The 19,551-nt window shown below is 64.4% G+C and carries 22 protein-coding genes and 2 pseudogenes; 13 read left to right on the top strand and 11 right to left on the bottom strand.

What is annotated here, in order from left to right; translation table 11 throughout:
* Positions 1-33: 33 nt before the first annotated feature.
* The 3 genes from EC86_RS0106100 to EC86_RS0106090 all read right to left on the bottom strand — a co-directional run bounded on the left by EC86_RS0106100 (position 34) and on the right by EC86_RS0106090 (position 3,814).
* Complete coding sequence (locus tag EC86_RS0106100) at positions 34-2,424, bottom strand: YgiQ family radical SAM protein (protein WP_029524785.1); 2,391 nt, start codon at positions 2,422-2,424, stop codon at positions 34-36.
* A gap of 183 nt (positions 2,425-2,607) precedes the next feature.
* Positions 2,608-3,075, bottom strand: coding sequence for a hypothetical protein (locus tag EC86_RS0106095; RefSeq protein WP_051675751.1), 468 nt, complete (start codon positions 3,073-3,075; stop codon positions 2,608-2,610).
* Between the two features lie 259 nt (positions 3,076-3,334).
* Positions 3,335-3,814, bottom strand: coding sequence for a CHRD domain-containing protein (locus EC86_RS0106090; RefSeq protein ID WP_029524783.1), 480 nt, complete (start codon positions 3,812-3,814; stop codon positions 3,335-3,337).
* Positions 3,815-4,021: 207 nt separating this feature from the next.
* On the opposite strand from EC86_RS0106090, the gene EC86_RS0106085 reads away from it, so the two are divergent.
* The 4 genes from EC86_RS0106085 to EC86_RS0106070 all read left to right on the top strand — a co-directional run bounded on the left by EC86_RS0106085 (position 4,022) and on the right by EC86_RS0106070 (position 6,327).
* Positions 4,022-4,636, top strand: coding sequence for a type 1 glutamine amidotransferase domain-containing protein (locus EC86_RS0106085; RefSeq protein WP_036771899.1), 615 nt, complete (start codon positions 4,022-4,024; stop codon positions 4,634-4,636).
* A 2-nt stretch (positions 4,637-4,638) separates the two neighbouring features.
* The gene (gene ku, locus EC86_RS0106080) at positions 4,639-5,586 is read left to right on the top strand and encodes a non-homologous end joining protein Ku (protein ID WP_029524781.1); all 948 of its coding nucleotides are present in this window, start codon (positions 4,639-4,641) and stop codon (positions 5,584-5,586) included.
* A 223-nt stretch (positions 5,587-5,809) separates the two neighbouring features.
* Entirely contained in the window at positions 5,810-6,007 is a 198-nt protein-coding gene (locus tag EC86_RS0106075; RefSeq protein ID WP_029524780.1) for a hypothetical protein, read from the top strand.
* The gene (locus EC86_RS0106070; protein WP_029524779.1) at positions 6,004-6,327 is read left to right on the top strand and encodes a hypothetical protein; all 324 of its coding nucleotides are present in this window, start codon (positions 6,004-6,006) and stop codon (positions 6,325-6,327) included. Before EC86_RS0106075 ends, EC86_RS0106070 begins: the two co-directional genes overlap by 4 nt.
* A 105-nt stretch (positions 6,328-6,432) precedes the next feature.
* Here EC86_RS0106070 and EC86_RS0106065 read toward each other — a convergent pair.
* Positions 6,433-6,894: pseudogene (locus tag EC86_RS0106065) on the bottom strand (PA2169 family four-helix-bundle protein); the annotation flags it as partial.
* 104 nt (positions 6,895-6,998) lie between these two features.
* Between EC86_RS0106065 and EC86_RS28595 the strand changes: the two are divergent.
* A complete protein-coding gene (locus EC86_RS28595; RefSeq protein ID WP_156955236.1) occupies positions 6,999-7,139 on the top strand; it encodes a hypothetical protein in 141 nt (46 codons plus the stop codon).
* A gap of 103 nt (positions 7,140-7,242) precedes the next feature.
* Here the strand turns inward: EC86_RS28595 and EC86_RS0106055 are convergent, their stop codons facing one another.
* Complete coding sequence (locus EC86_RS0106055; RefSeq protein WP_029524777.1) at positions 7,243-7,911, bottom strand: DsbA family oxidoreductase; 669 nt, start codon at positions 7,909-7,911, stop codon at positions 7,243-7,245.
* Between the two features lie 147 nt (positions 7,912-8,058).
* On the opposite strand from EC86_RS0106055, the pseudogene EC86_RS25935 reads away from it, so the two are divergent.
* Positions 8,059-9,417, top strand: a pseudogene (locus EC86_RS25935) (MBL fold metallo-hydrolase RNA specificity domain-containing protein).
* Positions 9,418-9,565: 148 nt separating this feature from the next.
* Here the strand turns inward: EC86_RS25935 and EC86_RS0106045 are convergent.
* Positions 9,566-10,036 carry a universal stress protein gene (locus EC86_RS0106045; protein ID WP_029524776.1) on the bottom strand — a complete coding sequence of 157 codons (471 nt, stop codon included), beginning with the start codon at positions 10,034-10,036 and terminating at the stop codon, positions 9,566-9,568.
* 119 nt (positions 10,037-10,155) lie between these two features.
* On the opposite strand from EC86_RS0106045, the gene EC86_RS0106040 reads away from it, so the two are divergent.
* Positions 10,156-10,566 (top strand): permuted SH3 domain-containing protein, encoded by a 411-nt coding sequence (locus tag EC86_RS0106040; protein WP_156955235.1) that lies wholly within the window; start codon positions 10,156-10,158, stop codon positions 10,564-10,566.
* Positions 10,567-10,568: 2 nt separating this feature from the next.
* On the opposite strand, the gene EC86_RS0106035 is transcribed toward EC86_RS0106040, so the two are convergent.
* Complete coding sequence (locus EC86_RS0106035; RefSeq protein ID WP_029524774.1) at positions 10,569-11,411, bottom strand: universal stress protein; 843 nt, start codon at positions 11,409-11,411, stop codon at positions 10,569-10,571.
* A gap of 212 nt (positions 11,412-11,623) precedes the next feature.
* Between EC86_RS0106035 and EC86_RS0106025 the strand changes: the two genes are divergently transcribed.
* From EC86_RS0106025 to EC86_RS0106010, 4 genes are all read left to right on the top strand, one after another.
* Complete coding sequence (locus EC86_RS0106025) at positions 11,624-12,064, top strand: universal stress protein (protein WP_029524773.1); 441 nt, start codon at positions 11,624-11,626, stop codon at positions 12,062-12,064.
* A 135-nt stretch (positions 12,065-12,199) separates the two neighbouring features.
* Positions 12,200-12,943 carry a 3-oxoacyl-ACP reductase FabG gene (gene fabG / locus EC86_RS0106020; protein WP_029524772.1) on the top strand — a complete coding sequence of 248 codons (744 nt, stop codon included), beginning with the start codon at positions 12,200-12,202 and terminating at the stop codon, positions 12,941-12,943.
* Positions 12,944-13,148: 205 nt separating this feature from the next.
* Complete coding sequence (locus EC86_RS0106015; protein WP_029524771.1) at positions 13,149-13,724, top strand: chromate transporter; 576 nt, start codon at positions 13,149-13,151, stop codon at positions 13,722-13,724.
* Positions 13,721-14,305 carry a chromate transporter gene (locus EC86_RS0106010; RefSeq protein WP_029524770.1) on the top strand — a complete coding sequence of 195 codons (585 nt, stop codon included), beginning with the start codon at positions 13,721-13,723 and terminating at the stop codon, positions 14,303-14,305. Before EC86_RS0106015 ends, EC86_RS0106010 begins: the two co-directional genes overlap by 4 nt.
* Positions 14,306-14,465: 160 nt before the next feature.
* Here EC86_RS0106010 and rlmB read toward each other — a convergent pair whose 3' ends face one another.
* Positions 14,466-15,239: a 23S rRNA (guanosine(2251)-2'-O)-methyltransferase RlmB gene (gene rlmB, locus EC86_RS0106005; protein ID WP_029524769.1), complete on the bottom strand. Its 774-nt coding sequence runs from the start codon at positions 15,237-15,239 to the stop codon at positions 14,466-14,468.
* A 130-nt stretch (positions 15,240-15,369) separates the two neighbouring features.
* Entirely contained in the window at positions 15,370-16,086 is a 717-nt protein-coding gene (locus tag EC86_RS0106000; RefSeq protein ID WP_029524768.1) for an ABC transporter ATP-binding protein, read from the bottom strand.
* 22 nt (positions 16,087-16,108) lie between these two features.
* Here EC86_RS0106000 and EC86_RS0105995 point away from each other — a divergent pair, with 22 nt between their 5' ends.
* On the top strand, positions 16,109-16,825 hold the full coding sequence (locus EC86_RS0105995) for an arylesterase (RefSeq protein ID WP_084181203.1): 717 nt from the start codon (positions 16,109-16,111) through the stop codon (positions 16,823-16,825).
* The gene (mnmH, locus tag EC86_RS0105990; protein WP_029524766.1) at positions 16,822-17,880 is read left to right on the top strand and encodes a tRNA 2-selenouridine(34) synthase MnmH; all 1,059 of its coding nucleotides are present in this window, start codon (positions 16,822-16,824) and stop codon (positions 17,878-17,880) included. The genes EC86_RS0105995 and mnmH overlap by 4 nt, the downstream gene beginning before the upstream one ends.
* A 123-nt stretch (positions 17,881-18,003) precedes the next feature.
* Here the strand turns inward: mnmH and EC86_RS0105985 are convergent, their stop codons facing one another.
* Together EC86_RS0105985 and EC86_RS0105980 are read right to left on the bottom strand one after the other, a co-directional pair.
* The gene (locus EC86_RS0105985) at positions 18,004-18,195 is read right to left on the bottom strand and encodes a hypothetical protein (protein WP_029524765.1); all 192 of its coding nucleotides are present in this window, start codon (positions 18,193-18,195) and stop codon (positions 18,004-18,006) included.
* A gap of 27 nt (positions 18,196-18,222) precedes the next feature.
* On the bottom strand, positions 18,223-19,443 hold the full coding sequence (locus tag EC86_RS0105980; RefSeq protein ID WP_029524764.1) for a PLP-dependent transferase: 1,221 nt from the start codon (positions 19,441-19,443) through the stop codon (positions 18,223-18,225).
* Between the last annotated feature and the right edge of the window lie 108 nt (positions 19,444-19,551).

The raw sequence follows: 19,551 nt of genomic DNA, 5'->3' as shown, positions 1-19,551 counted from the left end.
GGACACGCAGGGCCTCTTGAAATGCAGGGCGCTTCAGCGCGGCTTGCGCGCCAGCTTGTTCAGCGCCTTGCCCGAACCATTGTCGCGTGGCGGCAGCCCGGTGTGCTGCGTCAGCAAGCGGCCCTTGACGACCGGCGACGCCTTGGTCGTCACGGTGGCGGTCGAGTTCTTGCGGCGCGCGCTCGTGTAGGTGCCGTCCGTCATCGGCTGGAAGGTCGGAATCAGGTGGTGCTTGCCGTTGCCGATCAGGTCGGCGCGGCCCATGGCTTTCAGCGCCTCGCGCAGCACCGGCCAGTTGTTGGCATCGTGGTAGCGCAGAAAAGCCTTGTGCAGGCGGCGGCGCTTGTCGCCGCGAACAATGTCCACCGTCTCGCTGTCGCGGGTGATGCGGCGCAGCGGGTTCTTGTTGCTGTGGTACATCGCCGTGGCCGTGGCCATCGGGCTGGGGTAGAAGGTCTGCACCTGGTCGGCGCGAAAACCGTTCTTCTTCAGCCAGATCGCCAGGTTCATCATGTCCTCGTCGCTGGTGCCGGGGTGGGCGGCGATGAAGTAGGGAATCAAGAACTGCTTCTTGCCCGCTTCCAGGCTGAACTTCTCGAACAAGGTCTTGAACTTGTCGTAGTTGCCAATGCCCGGCTTCATCATCTTGGTCAGCGGGCCGGATTCGGTGTGCTCGGGCGCGATCTTCAGGTAGCCGCCGACGTGGTGCTGCACCAGTTCCTTGACGTATTCGGGGCTTTGCACCGCCAGGTCGTAACGCAGGCCCGAGCCGATCAGGATTTTCTTGATGCCCCGCAGCGCGCGGCCGCGCTTGTAGATCTTGATCAGCGGGCCGTGGTCGGTGGTCAGGTTCTGGCAGATGCCGGGGTAGACGCAGCTCGGCTTGCGGCAGGCGGCTTCAATTTCCGGGCTCTTGCAGCCGAGGCGGTACATGTTCGCCGTGGGGCCGCCCAGGTCGGAAATGGTGCCGGTGAAGCCTTCGACCTTGTCGCGGATGTCCTCGATCTCGCGGATCACCGATTCCTCGGAGCGGCTCTGGATGATGCGGCCTTCGTGCTCGGTGATGGAGCAGAAGGTGCAGCCGCCAAAGCAGCCGCGCATGATGTTGATCGAAAAGCGGATCATTTCCCAGGCCGGGATTTTGGTCGCGCCGTCGTGGCGGCCGTTTTCGTCGGCGTAGCTCGGGTGCGGGCCGCGCGCATACGGCAGATCGAACACGTAGTCCATCTCGGCCGTGGTCAGCGGAATCGGCGGCGGCGTGATCCAGACATCGCGCGCGGTCGTGCCTTCGCCGTGCGCCTGCACCAGCGCCCGGGCGTTGCCGGGGTTGGTTTCCAGATGCAGCACGCGGTTGGCGTGGGCGTAGAGCACCGGGTCGGCCTTGATCTGCTCGTAGCTCGGCAGGCGAATCACGGTGCGGTCGCGCGGCGGAACCTTGACGCTGCCCTTGCCGTAGAGCGCCGGATTCGGGAAGAAGGTCAGCGGCTTGATCGCCGGGTTGGACTCGTTTTTCAAGCCCGACGGGCCTGCAGCGCTTGCTGGTAGGGCGCTAGCAGCTATGCTATCAATAGCAGCCGCTTCGCCATCTTCCTTGGCGCAGGTCGCGCCCTGCCCGGCCGCCTGCTCGCTGGTGGTCATGTAGGGGTTGATGTGCGACTCGACGCGGCCGGGTTCATCGACCTGCGTGGAGTCGATCTCGTACCAGCCCCGGCCCGTCTCGTCGTCCTGGCGACGAACGAAGGCCGTGCCGCGCACGTCGGTGATGCTCTGTACGGGTTCGCGGGCGGCCAGGCGGTGGGCAATCTCGACCAGCGCGCGCTCGGCGTTGCCGTAGAGCAGCAGGTCGCTTTTCGCATCAACGACGATGGAGCGGCGCACCTTGTCGCTCCAGTAGTCGTAATGGGCAATGCGGCGCAGGCTGCCCTCGATGCCGCCCAGGATGATGGGCACGTCCTTGTAGGCTTCGCGGCAGCGCTGGCTGTACACGATGGCGGCGCGGTCGGGCCGCTTGCCGCCGATGTCGCCGGGCGTGTAGGCATCGTCGCTGCGGATCTTGCGGTCAGCCGTGTAGCGGTTGATCATCGAGTCCATGTTCCCGGCGGTCACGCCCCAGAACAGGTTGGGCTTGCCCAGCGCCTTGAAGGGCTCGGCGCTGTGCCAGTCGGGCTGGGCAATGATGCCGACGCGAAAACCCTGCGCTTCCAGCACCCGGCCGATCACCGCCATGCCGAAGCTCGGATGATCGACATAGGCATCGCCGGTGACGATGATGATGTCGCAGCTGTCCCAGCCGAGCGCGTCCATCTCGGCGCGGCTGGTCGGCAGGAATTTGGCGGTGCCAAAGCGGGCGGCCCAGTACTTGCGGTAACTGGTCAGCGGCTTGGCGGCGCGGTTGAAAAAGGAGACGTCGATGGGGGCGTTCATGGCGGGCGATTCTTGGTTGAAATCGCGCGGACTGCCGAATGGCAACGCCTGCGATTTTTGCTTAACCCGCGATTTTAAGGTTTTAACCGCATCAGGGTCAGACTGCGATGGCATACGCCCTGGAAATGAAAGCCCATGCAGCCCCGCGCGAAGCGATTTCAGGCGCCAAGGGAGGGCTAGCCGTCAGTCGAGCTGGTCCATCAGCACCGGGCTGACCGCTTCAAGCAAGGGGATCTCGCCGTCGGGAATCATCATGGGTTCGACGTCGAAATGGCACAAGGTGCCATAGATGGTGCCGGGCTTGCGCGACAGCGGAAGGCCGAAATACGAATTCAGGACGCCCCGGTAGGGATGGCCGAGCAGCCGCGCATCGTTGGCCGAATTGGCCGTGTTGAAGCCGTTGTCGCGCATCACGAACTGGCAAAAACTGTCGCCCAGCGGGACTTCGGCCAGGCTGGTCGGGTTCTCGCCCTGCCGGTCGTACAGATAGATGTTGCGCATCATCTGCCCGTCCAGCCGGTAGATCGCGGTGTAGCGAAAGGGGGTGCGGGCGTTCAGGTAGCGCAGCGCGCCATACAGGCCGCCACTGTCGAATGCCAGGCGGAACTGCGCCAGTTGCTGGTCGAGTTCATGTTGTTCCTGCAATGCCATGGCGGGTCTCCGGTACGGTTGAAAACAGCGGGCCTGACGGCCAGACCCGGCATGTAGGCTCCGATATTGGGGGATTGGGCAGGTTGTCAAGCCATTGCAGAAAATTGTCATGGAAGGTCGAGCCCACCATGACAAAGGGAAGAAAAAACGTTTCAAGCATGCGCAGGCAGTGACTCAATTTCAAGCAAAACAAACCTTTTGCGCAAATCCAGCTTGCATAGTCAGCTATGTAAACAATAGCAAGCTAAAAGATCAAGGATCAGTTGCGCACCATCATCTGGCCCCGGATTTCGCCGCCCGGGTTGGCGGCGGTGTGAATGTTGGCATACCAGCGGCCGGCGACCAGTTCGGCCACTTGCGCAGGCGTCAGGGTGGCGCTGCCTTCCATCGGGCTGGTGACGGGGCCGGGCCACGGCAGTACCACGCCGGCATTGGCGCCAACGGCGGCCGGACCATGAAAATGCGCACCCGTGACGGGGCCGCTCAGGCCGGTGTAGTTGACCTTCCAGCGCAGCAGGTTGGTGTCCTTGTTGAGCACGGCATCGACGGTTCCGGTGGCCTGGCTGGCATTGGGCGGCACCTCGTTGGCGGCGCGCAGCTGGGTGCTCAGGGCCACCATGCTGGCGCCCGGCATGGCGGTCGATGACGGTTTCATCATGCCGCAGCCGCTGATGACGGCAAGCGCCGACACGGTCAGCGTGGCAAGGGAAAGGCGAAGGGCTTGGCGGCGTGGAATCATGGGGTCTCCCGGTGGGTAAAAGAGGTGATTGTGGTCGTACGCGCAGGGCGTCGCGCTAGGATAAACCCGATCGTTCGCGCAGTGCGCCTCCTGGGCCTGCGCGGGCTGCATTTGCGCTTTTCTCCTACGCCACGGACCCCGGCGCGCCGACAAACGGCAAGGATGGCGCGGATCAAAGTCAGGCCATGTTCAAGATGTGAGGAATCCATGTCCAACCCACCGCAACACCAGTTGGGCGGCCTTTGCATTGGCATTGTGCTGAGCGACGGCTTCGAGCAGTCAGAGATGACCGGTCCGCGCGCGGCGCTTGAAGAATCAGGCGTGATCATCCGCATGCTGTCCGATAAAACCGGCCAGGTTCGCGGTGTCCACCATGACCAGCCGGGCGACCTGTTCGATGTGGACACGACCTTCAAGCAGGTCACGGCCGACGAGTTCGATGCGCTCTTGCTGCCCGGCGGGGAAGTCAATGCCAGGCGCCTGCGGGACAATGCCGACGCGCAGGCGCTGGTCCGGCAGATCGACGCGCAGGGCAAGCCGATTGCCGTGATCTGCCATGCGCCCTGGCTGCTGATCTCGGCCGGCCTGGTGCGGGGCCGCAAGATGACCAGTTCGCCCGACGTGAAGCAAGACCTTGAAAAAGCCGGCGCGCACTGGGTCGATGAAAAGGCCGTGGTGGACCGCAACTGGGTCAGCAGCCGCACGCCCGAGGACATTCCCGCCTTCAATGCGGCCTTCAAGGGCATCCTGGCCCAGCGCACGCGCCAGCACATCCGTGGCACGGCAGACGACATCCCCTCTTCTGCCGGTGAAGGCGGCTGAACATGGCGACACGCGCTGTCTGGAAAGGCGCCATCAGCTTCGGGCTGGTGCATATCCCGGTGGCCCTGCATCCGGCCACGGTAGACACCGGCCTGGATTTTGACTGGCTGGACAAGCGCACGCTGGACCCGGTGGGCTACCGGCGCATCAACAAGGCCACCGGCGAGGCCATCGAGGCCGAAAACGTCATCAAGGGCATCGAATACGAAAAGGGCCGCTACGTGGTGCTGACCGACGAGGAAATCCGCGCCGCCTACCCGAAGACGACGCAGACCATCGCGATTGACAGCTTTGTGCCCAACACCCAGATTCCCTTCGTTTACCTGGAACGGCCGTATTACCTGGAGCCGATCAACAAGGGCGAAAAAGTTTATGCGCTGCTGCGCGATGCCTTGCTGCAGTCCCGGCGCGTCGGCGTGGCGCGGGTGGTGCTGCAAAACAAGCAGCATCTGGCAGCGCTGGTGCCGTCGGGTCAGGGCCTGGTGCTGAACCTGCTGCGCTGGGGCGATGAAATCCGCCCCTGGGAAGACCTGGACCTGCCGCCCGTTGGCCCGAAAGCGGCCGGCGTCAGCGACAAGGAACTGGCCATGGCCAAGGCATTGATCGACGACATGAGCGGCAAATGGGACCCGCACCAGTTCAGCGATTCGTTCAAGGAGGAAATCCTCGCGCTGGTCGAGCGCAAGGTCAGGGCCGGCGAGCTGCAACCCGTGGTGCAGCCCGAAGCTGCTGCGGAGGAAGCGATTCCTTTCGGCGCGCAGGTCCTGGACCTGAGCGACCTGCTGCAGCGCAGCCTGCGCAAGGGCGACGGCGCAGATGCCCCGCCCGATGGCGATGGCTCCAGGGGAAAATCCCGGGCACGGGCCTTGCCTGGCAAGAAAGAAGCGCCAGCGCCTGACGGGACCGACGACACGTCCCCGCACTCCCCCGGCCGCCGCAAGGCCGCGTAAAGCCCGGCAGGGGCAAGCGCCTGATGGTGCGGGTCAAGGACCATCCGCTGGCCCACGCAGGTTTCAAGGCAACGATTCCGCCCAACCCACATGCGCGACGGGCCCGACCTGTCGCACGGATTTGCTTGTAGGCCTTGGCCGCAACATGGCCGCGCCTGATGGCCGGGCAGCAAGTGACCGCCTATGATTTGCCACTGCAGAAAGTCTGCGCCTGGAGAACCCGATGAAACGCCTTTTTTTAGTGCTGCCACTGGCCTGCGCGGCCCTGCTGCTTTCAGGCTGTCCCGATGCCAAGCTGCCGACGCCCAACCCCATGGTGCCCACACCCAAGGCACAGGAAGCCGTACGCCACGGCTTGCCGCAAACCCTTGCAGGGCATCAGCCAGTGGCCGCAATGCCGGTCAACGCAAGCCATTCATGAAACCGCGTGACGCCTTGGTGCTGGCGGCCGTCAGCCTTGGAATGGGCGGCTGCGCCATGCTTGCCGAAACCGGGGGGCCGCCCGCACGCAGCGTGACGCTGGGCGGCGAATCCTACCTCGTCAGGCAGATCACCGAAAGCACCTGGACGGCCAGCGCCCCCGGAAGTCAGAAAATCCTGGCAGGAACGCCGGCGGCCAAGGCGTCGCTTCAGAAAGCGGTGGAAATGGTTTCCGGCTGCAGCGTGACCGACAGCGATTATTCACGGCAGGGAACGCAGTTTGACGCACAGGTCAGCTGTGCGGGCGATCTGGCAAATTAGCGGAATCCGTCGCCAAAAAAGAGGGCTGCAGCGGAAAGATCCCGCTGCAGCCCCGGCTTGCCGCACGGTTAGATGCGGCAGGCAAACTCAAAAATGCCAGCCAGCTCAGTGCCGCGCTTTGTACGAATCGCGCAGGGCCTTGATCTCGTCATGGTTTTTCTGCGCGCCCTGGGCCTGCTTCTCGACAGCATTGCGGATGGCCGGCGGCAGGTCCTGCTTGAGCGCCTTGCGGTAGCTCGCCACGGCGGAATCCTCGCCGCGTTCGCATTCATCGAGCATGGCCTGGTCGCTGTGGCCGCTCAGGACGCCGCGCACCGACACCCATCCGCGGTGCAGCGCGCCAGACATCGAACCCCCTTCATCGGGCTCGCCGCCAAGCTGGCGGACCAGCGCCTGCAGTTCCTGGCCGGCGGTGCGGCATTCGGCCGCGTGGCGCGTCAACAGGCTTTTCAGGTCGGCCGTCTCGGTGTGTTCGGCAGAGGTGGTGAATCCATATTCACCGTCGCGGCAGGATTCGAGCAGGTCGTTCAGCGTGCTGATCACGTCATCGTTGCTGGCTGTCATGGTGTGTTCTCCGTCAGGTTCATGGTTGAAAAAAGCTTGCCCAATGGCGCCGTGGCTGAATGCCCGGAAGGGGAAACCGTTCAGCGGCGCGTTTCAGGGCAAGGCCCATGATCGCCTGGGTGAAAAACAGGTTTGGTCAGGCAAGCACAGACAGCGCTGTAGGCGAAAACCGTTGCGCCGTTGCAGACAGCATCCAGCCGATGGCGGCACGCGTGCCGGTTGAAGCCAGCATTTGTGATAAAAAATAGCAGTTTCCGCACGCCCACCATGCATATACAGCTATCAAAATCGAAGCAGTTCGGGTCAGGTGTCAAGTTCCGGACGAAGCCGCCGGGCTAACGCGCAGGGGAATCAGCCCGCCGCTGCAATCTGGCGCAGCGCCTGCTCGAACACCTCGACCGGCTGGCCGCCGGAAATCAGGTGGCGGTCGTTGATGATGACCGCTGGCACCGAATGGACTCCCTGGCTCAGGTAGAACGACTCACGCTCACGCACTTGCTTGGCATAGGCCTGGCTGGCCAGTATCTCGGCGGCCTGGACCGGGTCGAGGCCGCTTTCACTGGCCACCCGGACCAGCACCTCATGCGAAGCAGGACTCTGGCCATCGGTGAAGTAGGCCTTGAGCAGGCCTTCTTTTAACGTCTTTTGCACGCCGCCGCCCTGAAGCCCGGCCCAGTGCAGCAGGCGGTGGGCGTCAAAAGTGTTGTAGATGCGGCTGCGCCCGCCGCCAGGCTGGTCCGCCCGGCTGAAGGCAAAGCCGACCTTTTCACCGCGCTGGCGGATGTTTTCCCGGTTGACATCGGCCTGCTCGGGCGTGATGCCGTACTTTTGGGTGATGTGCTCGGTGATTTCCTGGCCCTCGGGCGCCATCTTCGGATTGAGTTCGAAAGGCTGGAAGTGCAGCTCGGCCGTGATGTCGCCGGCCACGCGCGCCAGCGCCTGGTCGAGCGCCTTCAGGCCGATGGCGCACCAGGGGCATGAAACGTCGGAAACAAAGTCGATCTTGAGGAAGGTGGTCATAGGTTTTTGCCGCAATTCAGGGCCAGCCAGCCAGGGAAAGGCCGGTTTGCTGGTTTTATGCGGATATGAATATTCAAGCATTGTCCACCGTCCAATGGACTTGATGCACATCAAGCCGGAGCATTGCCGGGCTTCCTAAACTCGCGCATGCAACTCCAGTTCCTGGGTGCGACCGGCACCGTCACCGGTTCCAAGTACCTGCTTCGGCAGGGCCCGACCAGCGTGCTGGTCGATTGCGGGCTGTTCCAGGGCTACAAGCAGTTGCGCCTGCGAAACTGGACGCCAATGCCGGTCGATCCGGCCAGCATCGACGCGGTCATCCTTACCCATGCGCACATCGACCACAGCGGCTACCTGCCGCTGCTCGCCCGGCAGGGCTTCAGGGGAAAGGTGTATTGCAGCCCGGCGACCGCAGACCTGTGCGGCATCCTGCTGCCCGACTGCGGCTACCTGCTCGAAGAGGAAGCCGAGTACCTGAACCGGCACAAGCTGTCCAGGCACGCGCCAGCGCTGCCGCTCTACACCCGGGGCGATGCCCAGCGCTGCCTCAAGCTGTTCGAGCCCGTCGGCTACCGCACCGAATGGCTGCCTGCCGAAGGCTTGACGGCGACGCTGGCGCCGTCGGGCCACATGCCCGGCTCGTCATTTGTCCGGCTGGACAACGGCACGCGCTCCATTTTGTTTTCCGGCGACATCGGCCGGCCCAACGACCTGGTGCTGGCCGGACCCACGCCCATGGACGGCGCCGACTACCTGGTGGTCGAATCCACCTACGGCGACCGCCTGCACAAACAGACCGACGTGCTGCTGGAACTGGCCCATGTCATCAACCGCACGGCGGCGCGCGGCGGCGTGGTGGTGATCCCGGCGTTTGCCGTCGGTCGTGCGCAAAGCCTGCTTTACTGCATCCACCTGCTCAAGGCGCAGGGCGTCATCCATGACCTGCCGGTTTACCTGAACAGTTCCATGGCCGCCAACGCCACGCAGGTCTATGAGCGCCACCGCGACGAGCTGCGGCTGACGGCGGCGCAATGCCGGGCCATGGCGCACACCGCCCAGATTGTTCACACGGCCGAGGAGTCGCGCCTGCTCAATGCGCGACGCGGGCCGATGGTCATCATCTCGGCCAGCGGCATGGCCACCGGCGGGCGGGTGCTGCACCATATCAAGGCGTTTGGCCCGGACAAGCGAAACACCCTCCTGTTCGCCGGCTACCAGGCTGGCGGCACGCGCGGCGCCACCATCGCCGGCGGCGCACAGACGGTGCGCATCTTCGGCAAGGACGTGCCGATTCGCGCCGAAGTGGTCATGCTGGGCAGCCTGTAGGCCCATGCGGACGGCGCGGAAATCATCGGGTGGCTGCGACACTTCACCTCGGCGCCGCGCCAGACCTTCATCACCCATGGCGAGCCGGCCGCAGCCGACGCCATGCGCCAGCGCATCGAGCGCGAACTCCACTGGAGCTGCCACATGCCCGACTGCCTGGAATCGGTCACGCTCGACTGAAGCCGGGTGGCCTTTTTGCGGGACAGGCCGCTATTTCAATACTAAATAGGCATCTTGCGCATGACTGTCTTGCACAAGTAGCTATAAATTCAGTAGCAAAAACATCAGGAACCTTGCACGTCATGGTTGCCAACGGGGTGATTGCGCTCTAAGACGTGACGCCTTCCGCAGCCGCCCTGACCACCAGCACCGGAACCGGCGCGTGCCGCACGATCTGCTCGGCATCGCTGCCCAGCAAAATGCGGCCGACACCGCGCCGGCCATGGGAGCCGACGACGATCAGGTCGGCCTTGGCCCGCATGGCCTGCGCGGCCACATGGTCGCAGATGCGCCCCGGGCCTTCGTCGATCAGCACGCTGTCCGCCTCGACGCCCTGGTCGGTCGCTTTTTTCAGGTAATGCGCCAGCAGCTTTTCCCCGGCCACACGCATCAGCGGGATGATTTCGTTCAGGTAGTTCACCGCCGACTCAAAACCGTTGACATAGCCCAGTTCATCGACCACATGCAGCAGCCGCAGGCGGGCGCCGTTCAGCCGGGCCAGGCGGATTGCTTCATCAAGCGCCTTTTCTGACGTGGGACTGCCATCGACCGCGACAAGTATCTGGTGAAAACTGGGCATGAGGTGGCTCCTGGGTTGAAAAATGCATCTTTTCGGTTTTTTGCCCGATGGCACTTGCGCAAGGTCAAGAAGAAACCTGAAATCTTCACGCGCCGGCGGCCCTTGCGTACCATGAATCCATGTTGCCAACCACGATGTTCGCGATGAGCGCCGACCCGGCAGGACACACGCTGCTGGGAGGGTTCAAACCGGCGCCGCAGGCCGTGGAGCACGACGTGGTGGTGCGCGTGCTGGCCTGCGGTGTGTGCCGCACCGACATGGGCGACGGCTTCCGGGTCGGGGTGAGGATCATCACCGACAGCATCGAGCCGGCAGTGGTGGTTCCGGTCGGGGCCGTTCTGGCGCACGGGGAAGGCATGGCCGCCTACCGGCTGGAAGCAGGAAAGGCCAGGCTTCAGGCGGTGGAAGTGGGTGCGCGCAATGCGACCCTGGCCTGGGTGCGCCAGGGACTGGCGCCCGGCCAGACGGTGGTGGTCTATCCGCCCGCAGCGCTGGCCGATGGCCGCAAGGTCCGGGTGCGCAGGCCCTGAAATCAGTGCGACATCAGGACCGGCAGCGTCATCGACTCCAGCACGGTGCGCGAGGTGCCGCCCAGCACCCATTCGCGCGCCCGGCTGTGGCCATAGCAGCCCATCACCAGCAGGTCAGCCCCCATGTCAAAGCAACGCGAGAGCAGCACTTCGCCCAGTGCCGAAGGCTCGTCTCCCTGTTCCAGCCAGTCTGCCGCGACGCCGTTCAGCCGGAGGTAGCCGCGCAGGTCGAGCCGCTTGCCGACCACCTTTTCATCCTCGCCAGACCATGACAGGATGACGACGCGCCGCGCGCGCTTGAGCAGTGGCATGGCCGCGCTCACGGCGCGCGCCGCTTCGCGCGCCGGTTTCCAGGCAATCACCACGGTTTCGCCGATCACGGCGGGCGCCATGCCAGCATACGGCAGGATCAGCGCCGGCTTGCCGCTCATGAGCATCACGTTCTCGGCAAAATCGGACGGCACGCCGGACGAAGAAGCGGTGGACGGGTCATGCTGGCCCAGCACCATCAAGTCAGCGTAAAAAGCCTGCTGCGCAAACGCCGCCATCATCGGGTCTTCACGAATCTCGGCCCATTCGACGGCCGCGCCGGGCGTTGCCAGCGCCTGGTCGAAGGCGGTGCGCGCCAGCCGGCGCTGCTGGTCGTCGATGTCCTGCAGCGCCGAAGCGATGCCGGGACCGATTTCCGGCGAGAAAGGCAATTCCACGAAATGCGACATCACCACGTACATCGCCGTCACTGCGGCGCCTTGCGCCTGTCCGAGCCGCCGGGCGGCCTCCAGGCGCTGCTGCGCCTTCGGCAGGGCGTCCATGTGTACCAGCAGTTGTGCAAGCGATCCGTTCATGGCCGGCTCCATCAGGAAGTGGTGATTGCAGCAACGATATCGACTGGCAAGCTGCTCAGGCTTGACGCAGATCAAGCAGCGCCCACTGCTGGCAGAAAGCGCAGGCCAGTCCTTGCGCACCGGGCCGTCCCTGCCGGCCGCTTGATGCACATCAACCCGGCAGGCCGCAAACCCGGCCAAAATCACCGTCCAGTTTGCACAAGGAGCAGCCCATGTACCAGCGAATACTTGTCCCGGTCGACGGAAGTGACAGCGCCAACAAGGCGCTGGTCGCCGCCCTGCAGATGGCCAGGGATTCGGGCGGCCGGGTGCGGCTGATCCACGTGGTGGAGGAAATCGCTTACCTGACCGGCTACGAGCAGTACGGCGGCTATTCGGGCGAACTGGTTTCGGCGATGCGCCAAGCCGGCACCAAGATACTCGAAGATGCCATGGCGATTGCCCGCTCGGCCGGCAGCGAAGCCGACAGCCTGCTGTACGACAAGCCCGGCGAGCGGCTGGCCGAAGTGGTCGCCGACGCCGCCAGGGAATGGAATGCCGACCTGGTGGTGGTCGGCACCCATGGCCGGCGCGGCTTCGGACGGATGCTGCTGGGCAGCGGCGCCGAGCAGATCCTGCGGCTGTCGGCCCTGCCTGTGCTGGTGATTCGCTAAGGCATCAACGGCGGCCGCGCCGCTTGCAGCCGCAAGCGGGCAGCCGGCGCGCGGCTACGATAGGCGCCTCAATCCGCCTGCACCGGCCTGCCAGCTGGCGCCCTCCACCCTTTGCCCTTTTTCAGAAGAACCTCCATGCCAAGACTCCAGAACAAGGTCAGCCTCATCACCGGCGCAGCGCAGGGCATCGGCCTGGCCACCGCCCTCAAGTTTGCCGCCGAAGGCGCCATCGTCATCGTCTGCGACATCCGGCAGGCCGCGATTGACGAGGCGGTCAAGCAATGCAAGGCCCTGGGCGCGCAGGCGGTCGGCTTTGTCATGGACGTGACGCAGCGGGACATGGTCGATGCCGTGGTCGCCCATGTCAGGGAACAGTTCGGCCGCATCGACGTGCTGGTCAACAATGCCGGCATCACGCAGGATGCGCGGCTGCAGAAAATGACGCTGGAGCAGTTCGACCGGGTGATCGATGTCAACCTGCGCGGCGTGTTCCACTGCGCCCAGGCGGTGACCGACACCATGGTGGCGCAGGGCAGCGGCGTGATCCTGAATGCCAGCTCGGTGGTCGGCATCTACGGCAACTTCGGCCAGACCAACTATGCGGCGACCAAGTTCGGCGTGATCGGCTTCACCAAGACCTGGAGCCGCGAACTCGGCCCCAAGGGCATCCGCGTGAACGCCGTCGCGCCGGGCTTTGTCACCACGCCGATTCTGGCGACCATCCCCGACAATGTGCTCAAGGAAATGGAGCACCGCGTTCCGCTCAAGCGTCTGGGCAAACCCGAGGAAATCGCCAACGTCTACGCCTTCCTTGCCAGCGACGAGGCCAGCTACATCAACGGCGCAGTGATCGAGGTGTCGGGCGGCATGACGGTGTGATGGCACGCCAGCGCGCGATGGCCGGTGTCGTGAATCGCGTGGGCAGTTGGGCGCCGCGCCGGCCTGCAGCCGTCACTTCAGCATGTTTAATGCGTTTTTCGCATATCCAGCGGGCATCTACAGCTATTACTTTCATAGCTTGAAACCGCCTGCATCCGGCCTGGCAGTTCAAGGCGGTTTTCAGGCCAGCGGCGATAATTGCCGCATGAGTTCCCTGCCGGCGCAAGACCATCCGCAACCCCAATCCCTGACCGATCTGTTTGTCTCCTTCACCCTGCTGGCGCTGCAGGGTTTTGGCGGCGTGCTGGCCGTGGTGCAGCGCGAACTGGTCGAGAAAAAGCGCTGGATGACGCGCGAGGAATTCATCGAGGACTGGGCGGTGGCGCAGATCATGCCCGGCCCGAACGTGGTCAACCTGTCCCTGATGATTGGCGGGCGCTATTTCGGACTGAAAGGCGCGATGGCCGCTCTGGCCGGCATGCTCACCGTGCCGCTGGTCATCGTGCTGGGGCTGGCGCTGGTCTATGCCCAGTTCGCCGGCCATCCCGGCGTGGCTGGCGCGCTGCGCGGCATGGGCGCAGTGGCGGCAGGGCTGATCGCGGCGACCGGCCTGAAGCTGTTTGGCGCCCTGCTGAAAAACGTGCTCGGCCTGCGGCTGTGCATTGGCTTTGGCGTGCTGTGTTTTGCCGCCATCGCGCTGCTGCGCTGGCCGCTGGTCTATGTGCTGCTTGGCCTGGGCGGCATCGCCTGCATCATGGCTTATCAAAAGCTCAAGCCATGACCGAACCGCTCACCCTGGTGTTCAGCCTGCAGGACTGGTTCACGCTGTTTCTGCATTACCTGACGCTGTCGCTGCTGTCGATAGGCGGGGCCATCACCACCGCGCCCGACATGCATCGCTTTCTGGTGGACCAGCAGCACTGGCTGACCGACGAGCAGTTCAACGCCTCGATCGCGATTGCCCAGGCAGCACCCGGCCCGAACGTGCTGTTTGTCGCCCTGCTCGGCTGGAATGTCGGCCTGAACGCCGGCGGCATGCTGGCCGGCGTGCTCGGCGTGCTGCTGTCGCTGCTGGGGATTTTGATTCCGAGCACCGTGCTGACCTATGCCGCTGCCCAGTGGGGCCACCGCAACCGCGAACTGCGCGCCGTGCGCGCCTTCAAGCAGGGCATGGCGCCCATCGTCGTGGCGCTCTTGATCGCCACCGGCTGGATTCTGGCCAGCGCCAACGGCAGTTCGCTGAAGGACTGGCCGGTGTGGCTGGTGACGGTGGTGACGGCGCTGATCGTCTGGCGCACCCGGACGCACCTGCTCTGGCTGCTGGGCGCGGGCGCGCTGCTCGGCTGGTACGGGCTGATTTAGGAGTCTGCCGGACTTAGGAGTCGTCGGCTACAAATCGGCCGCAGCGGTCTATTTTTCGCCGCTTTCTTGACCAATATCCAGATATTGGCCTGCGAAATCGTCAAAAACTATCCTCGCTGGGGCCAATTTTCGCTTTCGACGACCTCAGTCCGACAGCCTCCTAAGCTGCTGAATCGGCTGCCGGGCGGCGCTGGCGCAGCGCCTCGTACAGGCAGACGCCGCTGGCGACCGACACGTTCAGGCTTTCCACCGCGCCGTTCATCGGAATGCGGACCAGCTCGTCGCAGGTCTTGCGCGTCAGCTGGCGCATGCCTTCGCCCTCGGCGCCCAAAATCAAGGCTACCGGGCCTCTCAAGTCCACGTCGTAAATCGTCTTTTCGGCATCGTCGCTGGTGCCGATGCACCAGATGTTGCGTTCCTTCAACTCACCCAAGGTGCGCGCCAGGTTGGTGACCATGAAATACGGCACGGTCTCGGCCGCGCCGCTGGCGACCTTGGACACCGTGGCATTGATGCCGGCCGCATGGTCCTTGGGCGCGATCACCGCCTGCGCGCCGGCGCCGTCGGCCACCCGCAGGCAGGCGCCCAGGTTGTGCGGATCGGTCACGCCGTCGAGCACCAGCAGCAGCGGCTGGGCGGTGCCGGCTTCTTCCAGCTGCTCCAGCAGCTCGTCGAGCGAGGTGACTTGGGCGACCACATCGACCCGGGCAACGACGCCCTGGTGGCCGTGGCTGCCGCACATCTTGGCCAGGCGCAGGCCGTCGGACTCGATCAGCCGCACGCCGGCTTCGCGCGCGCGGTCGGTGAACTGGCGCATCCGGGCATCGCGGCGCGAGGCATCGTAAAAAACTTCAATGACCGACTTGGGCGCGGTCTTGAGGCGGACACCGACGGCATGGAAGCCGAAAAGGACTTTGTGGGGGGAAGAAGACATCGGGCAATTATCGCTGCTCGGGTTTTGCGGTCTGCGCGGGGCTAGGCCGGATCACCAGCGAAGCCGTGCGAATTGCTATTTTTTAGATTGCACTCTTCGCACGACTGGCATGCGCAAGAGGCATTTTTTCTCAAGAAACCACGATCTGCCCGGCCTCGATGGTGATGCGCCGCTGGCAGCGCGCGGCAATCGCCGGGTCGTGCGTGACCAGCACCAGCGTCGTGCCGAGTTCCTGGTTCAGCTCGAACATCAGCTTCATCACCGTCTCGCCAGTGGCAAAGTCCAGGCTGCCGGTCGGCTCGTCGGCCAGCAGCACGGCCGGCTTGACGACAAAGGCCCGCGCCAGCGCCACCCGCTGCTGCTCGCCGCCCGAGAGCACCTTCGGGTAGTGGCCCAGCCGCTCGCCCAGGCCGACCCGCTTGAGCATGTCGGTGGCCAGCGCGCGCGCCTGCTTCATTCCCGAGAGTTCGAGCGGCAGCATGACGTTTTCCAGCGCCGTCAGGTTGGCCATGAGCTGGAAGCTCTGGAACACGAAACCGACTTTCTGCGCCCGCAGCGCTGCGCGGTCGTCCTCGCTGATGGCAAAGATGTCCTGGCCAGCCAGCCGCACCGTGCCGGTCGTGGGCGTGTCGAGACCGGCAATGATCGTCAGCAGCGTGCTTTTGCCCGAGCCCGATGCACCGACAATGGCGGCGGTTTCGCGCGGATTCAGCGCAAAGTCGATATCGCGCAAAATGGTCAAGGTGCCGGTCGAGTCGGTGACCGACTTGAAAACATGCTCAACGGAAACAATTGGAGTGCTGGCAGGCTCCAACACGATTGAAGGCCTGGATAAAACTTCACCCATCCCGGAAACCACAGGTTCAAACATGTCAACCCTCTCTGAAAACGTTAAATCGATTGCTGCCGACTGTAGCAAGCCTGGCCTGGGTGCGCGAAACCGCTGGGCCAAATCCTTGGGAAGCGTGTTGATCAGCGCCCTGCTGGCAGTGCCCGCATTTGCCCAGGCGCCGGCGCAGGCCAAGGCGCAGCCGACCGTGCTGATCGTGGGCGACTCGCTGAGCGCCGAATATGGCCTCAGGCGCGGCACCGGCTGGGTTCCGCTGCTTGAAAAGCAGCTGGCCAGCGAAAACAAAAATGTCCGGGTCGTCAATGCCAGCATCAGCGGCGACACCACCTCGGGTGGCCGCTCGCGCCTGCCGGCCCTGCTGGCGCAGCACAAACCCGCCACCGTGGTGATCGAGCTGGGCGGCAACGACGCGCTGCGCGGCCTGCCGCTGGACATGACCGGAAAGAACCTGACGGCCATGACGCAGGCGTCCAAGAAAGCCGGCGCCCGCGTGCTGCTGGTCGGCATGGAGGTGCCGCCCAACTATGGCGGCGCCTACGCCGCCACCTTTTCAGGCCTCTTCTCCAAGGTCGCCAGGGAGGAGAAAGTCGCGCTTGTGCCCTTTTTCCTCAAGGGCGTTGCCGACGGCGACAATGCCGCCGCCAATTTCCAGGCCGACCGCATCCACCCCAACGAGTCATCGCAAGCCAGAATGCTGGCCAATGTCTGGCCAGAACTGAAGAAAATCATCCCGTGAGCCTTGACCGCATTTCCGCCGCAGACGCCCTGGCCCAACTGGGGCAGTTCTCCACCGTCATCGACGCCCGCTCCGAGGGCGAATACGCCGAAGACCACCTGCCAGGCGCGGTGAACTGGCCCAGCCTGCACGACGACGAGCGAAAGATCGTCGGCACCCAATACAAGCAGATCAGCCAGTTCGAGGCCAAGAAGCTGGGCGCGGCGCTGGTCGCCAGGAACATTTCAGAGCACATCCAGCGCGATGTACTCGACAAGCCCAGGGAATGGCAGCCGCTGGTGTATTGCTGGCGCGGCGGCAAGCGCAGCGGCTCGCTGGCGCTGGTGCTGGACCAGATCGGCTTCAAGGTGACGCTGGTCGATGGCGGCTACAAGGCCTTCCGGGCGGCGCTGGTCGCGGACCTGCCGCAAGTCGCCGCGCGGCACCGCTACCGCGTGGTGTGCGGCCCCACCGGCTCGGGCAAGACGCGGCTGCTGCAGGCCCTGGAGGCGCAGGGGGCGCAGGTGCTGGACCTTGAAGCGCTGGCCAACCACCGCAGTTCGGTGCTCGGCATGATCCCGGGCGTGGCCCAGCCCAGCCAGAAGGCTTACGACAGCCGCATCTGGACGGCGCTGCGCAGCTTTGACGCAGCGCAGCCGGTCTATATTGAAAGCGAGAGCAAGAAGGTCGGCAACGTGGCCGTTCCCGAAGGGCTGATTGCCGCCATGCGCGCCAGCCCCTGCCTGCGCCTTGATTTGCCTGAAGGCGAGCGCGTGGCGCTGCTGCTGGAAGACTATGACTTTTTTGTCCGGGACATCGAATTCTTCTGCAACCGGCTCGGCGCCCTGACCGAGGCGCGCGGCAAGGCCACCGTCCAGGACTGGCAGGCGCGTGCGCGCGGCGGCGACGTGGCGTCGGTGGTGCTCGAACTGCTGCTCAAGCATTACGACCCGGGCTACCTGCAGTCCATGCAGCGCAACTTCACCCAGTACGAAGCGGCGCGAGCCCTGGCGCCGCGCGACCACAGCGCGCAAGCCATGACCGAGCTTGCCCGTTCGCTGCTGGCCGAGGCTTGACGCAAAAAAACCCGGCACCACCAGTGGCGGTGATGCCGGGTCAGTCGTATATTCGCTATCAAATCAATAGCTGGTTGCGCACATCTGTGTTGCGCCGGAAGGCTTTTTTCTTTAATTCAGGACTCAGGGAGGGGAACCGGCGGGTGGTATGTCAAGCTGGGCTTCGCTGATGTTGTCCTGATCCGGCACACCGTCAGGGGAAGCATCGCCGTCGTCAGGCTTGCCTTCGCCCTTGCGCTTGAGCTTGTCTTCTTTCTTGCGTTTTTTCGCCAGCTCCTTCTGACGCTTTTCATAGGAGTAATTGGGAGTTGCCACAGCTTAGCTTTCGTGAATAAGTAACCCTTACTGTAATGCATTGCCATCGGGCCTTGCGGACAAGCCGGCCAGCGCCTGGGCCAAGTCGGCCTGCAGGTCGGCAACGGCTTCCAGACCGACCGAAAAGCGCACCAGTCCGCCCTGGTGGGGCCAGGGACGCACCGCACGCAGGGCCGGCATGTCATAAGGCACGCACAGGCTCATCGGCCCGGCCCAGCTATAGCCGAGCCTGAAAAGCTGCAGGCTGTCGCAAAACCGGTCGATCTGCACGGGCGTGATGACAGGCCGGAAGACCGCGCTGAACAGGCAGGCCGCGCCAGTGCAGTCGCGCTTCCATTGCGCATGGCCTGGCGAGTCAGACAATGCCGGATGCAGCACGGCGGCGATTTGCGGCTGGCCCTGGAGCCAGCCGGCCAGCTGGCGCGTGGCAGCATCCTGCGCGGCATAGCGCAGCGCGATGCTGTTCAGCCCGCGCAGCACGAGTTCGGCGTCATTGCCGCTGACGCCGTAGCCGACGCGCATATGGCAAAAATGCATCAGGTGGTGCAGCGCTTCGCTGTTCGTCACCACCGAGCCCATCAGCACGTCGGCGCCGCCGCTCGGGTATTTGGTCAGCGCCTGCACCGAGATATCGGCGCCCAGTGCAAAGGCATTGAACGCCAGGCCCGCGCCCCAGGTGTTGTCGAGTACCGTGATGGCGGCCTGTGGATGTGCCCCGCCCGATGCGTTGTGCGCCTTGACGGCGGCCACCAGCGCGGGAAGGTCCGGAAACTCCAGCGTGATCGATCCGGGCGCCTCCAGCCAGACCAGGCGGGTCCGGCCGTTCAGCCGCGCGGCCAGGTCGGCCGGGTTCATCGCGTCGTAGAACTGGCAGCCGATGCCCCAGGCCGCCAGTTCGGCCTGCGCGAAGGCCTTGTTCGGGCCGTAGGCATTGTCCGGAATCAGGACCTCGTCGCCGGACTTCAGCAGGGCCATGTCCACCAGCACGACCGCCGCCAGCCCGCTCGGAACCAGCGTACAGAACTTGCCGCCTTCGAGCGTCGCAATGCGCGCTTCCAGCGTGAAGGTGGTCGGCGTTCCGTGCAGGCCGTAGGTGTAGCCGGTCTTGTGCTTCCAGTCGCGGCTGCGCAGGGCTGCCACGTTGGGGAAGATGATCGTTGAGGCTTTGTGGACCGGGGGGGATACCGACTCGAAGCCGGCGGGTGGACGGTAGGGATGGTGAATCAGCTGGGTGGATAAATCGCTCATCCACGCATGTTAACGGCATGCGCTTTTGATCAGCCAGGGCCGCGGAACTGGCTTTGCCAGGCCGCAGGCGCAGTAATCCCTCGGCGGGAAGCGAACCACACGAAATCG

The organism is Polaromonas glacialis, assembly GCF_000709345.1.
GTDB lineage: Bacteria > Pseudomonadota > Gammaproteobacteria > Burkholderiales > Burkholderiaceae_C > Polaromonas > Polaromonas glacialis.
Note: the sequence above shows the minus strand (reverse complement) of the source record. Positions and strands in the feature narration are given on the sequence as shown.

Bases quoted from the DNA above. Each gene is read 5' to 3' on its own strand.
- EC86_RS0106100 (WP_029524785.1), bottom strand. From the start codon at position 2,424: ATGAACGCCCCCATCGACGTCTCCTTTTTCAACCGCGCCGCCAAGCCG.
- EC86_RS0106095 (WP_051675751.1), bottom strand. From the start codon at position 3,075: ATGGCATTGCAGGAACAACATGAACTCGACCAGCAACTGGCGCAGTTC.
- EC86_RS0106090 (WP_029524783.1), bottom strand. From the start codon at position 3,814: ATGATTCCACGCCGCCAAGCCCTTCGCCTTTCCCTTGCCACGCTGACC.
- EC86_RS0106085 (WP_036771899.1), top strand. From the start codon at position 4,022: ATGTCCAACCCACCGCAACACCAGTTGGGCGGCCTTTGCATTGGCATT.
- ku (WP_029524781.1), top strand. From the start codon at position 4,639: ATGGCGACACGCGCTGTCTGGAAAGGCGCCATCAGCTTCGGGCTGGTG.
- EC86_RS0106075 (WP_029524780.1), top strand. From the start codon at position 5,810: ATGAAACGCCTTTTTTTAGTGCTGCCACTGGCCTGCGCGGCCCTGCTG.
- EC86_RS0106070 (WP_029524779.1), top strand. From the start codon at position 6,004: ATGAAACCGCGTGACGCCTTGGTGCTGGCGGCCGTCAGCCTTGGAATG.
- EC86_RS28595 (WP_156955236.1), top strand. From the start codon at position 6,999: ATGATCGCCTGGGTGAAAAACAGGTTTGGTCAGGCAAGCACAGACAGC.
- EC86_RS0106055 (WP_029524777.1), bottom strand. From the start codon at position 7,911: ATGACCACCTTCCTCAAGATCGACTTTGTTTCCGACGTTTCATGCCCC.
- EC86_RS0106045 (WP_029524776.1), bottom strand. From the start codon at position 10,036: ATGCCCAGTTTTCACCAGATACTTGTCGCGGTCGATGGCAGTCCCACG.
- EC86_RS0106040 (WP_156955235.1), top strand. From the start codon at position 10,156: ATGTTGCCAACCACGATGTTCGCGATGAGCGCCGACCCGGCAGGACAC.
- EC86_RS0106035 (WP_029524774.1), bottom strand. From the start codon at position 11,411: ATGAACGGATCGCTTGCACAACTGCTGGTACACATGGACGCCCTGCCG.
- EC86_RS0106025 (WP_029524773.1), top strand. From the start codon at position 11,624: ATGTACCAGCGAATACTTGTCCCGGTCGACGGAAGTGACAGCGCCAAC.
- fabG (WP_029524772.1), top strand. From the start codon at position 12,200: ATGCCAAGACTCCAGAACAAGGTCAGCCTCATCACCGGCGCAGCGCAG.
- EC86_RS0106015 (WP_029524771.1), top strand. From the start codon at position 13,149: ATGAGTTCCCTGCCGGCGCAAGACCATCCGCAACCCCAATCCCTGACC.
- EC86_RS0106010 (WP_029524770.1), top strand. From the start codon at position 13,721: ATGACCGAACCGCTCACCCTGGTGTTCAGCCTGCAGGACTGGTTCACG.
- rlmB (WP_029524769.1), bottom strand. From the start codon at position 15,239: ATGTCTTCTTCCCCCCACAAAGTCCTTTTCGGCTTCCATGCCGTCGGT.
- EC86_RS0106000 (WP_029524768.1), bottom strand. From the start codon at position 16,086: ATGGGTGAAGTTTTATCCAGGCCTTCAATCGTGTTGGAGCCTGCCAGC.
- EC86_RS0105995 (WP_084181203.1), top strand. From the start codon at position 16,109: ATGTCAACCCTCTCTGAAAACGTTAAATCGATTGCTGCCGACTGTAGC.
- EC86_RS0105980 (WP_029524764.1), bottom strand. From the start codon at position 19,443: ATGAGCGATTTATCCACCCAGCTGATTCACCATCCCTACCGTCCACCC.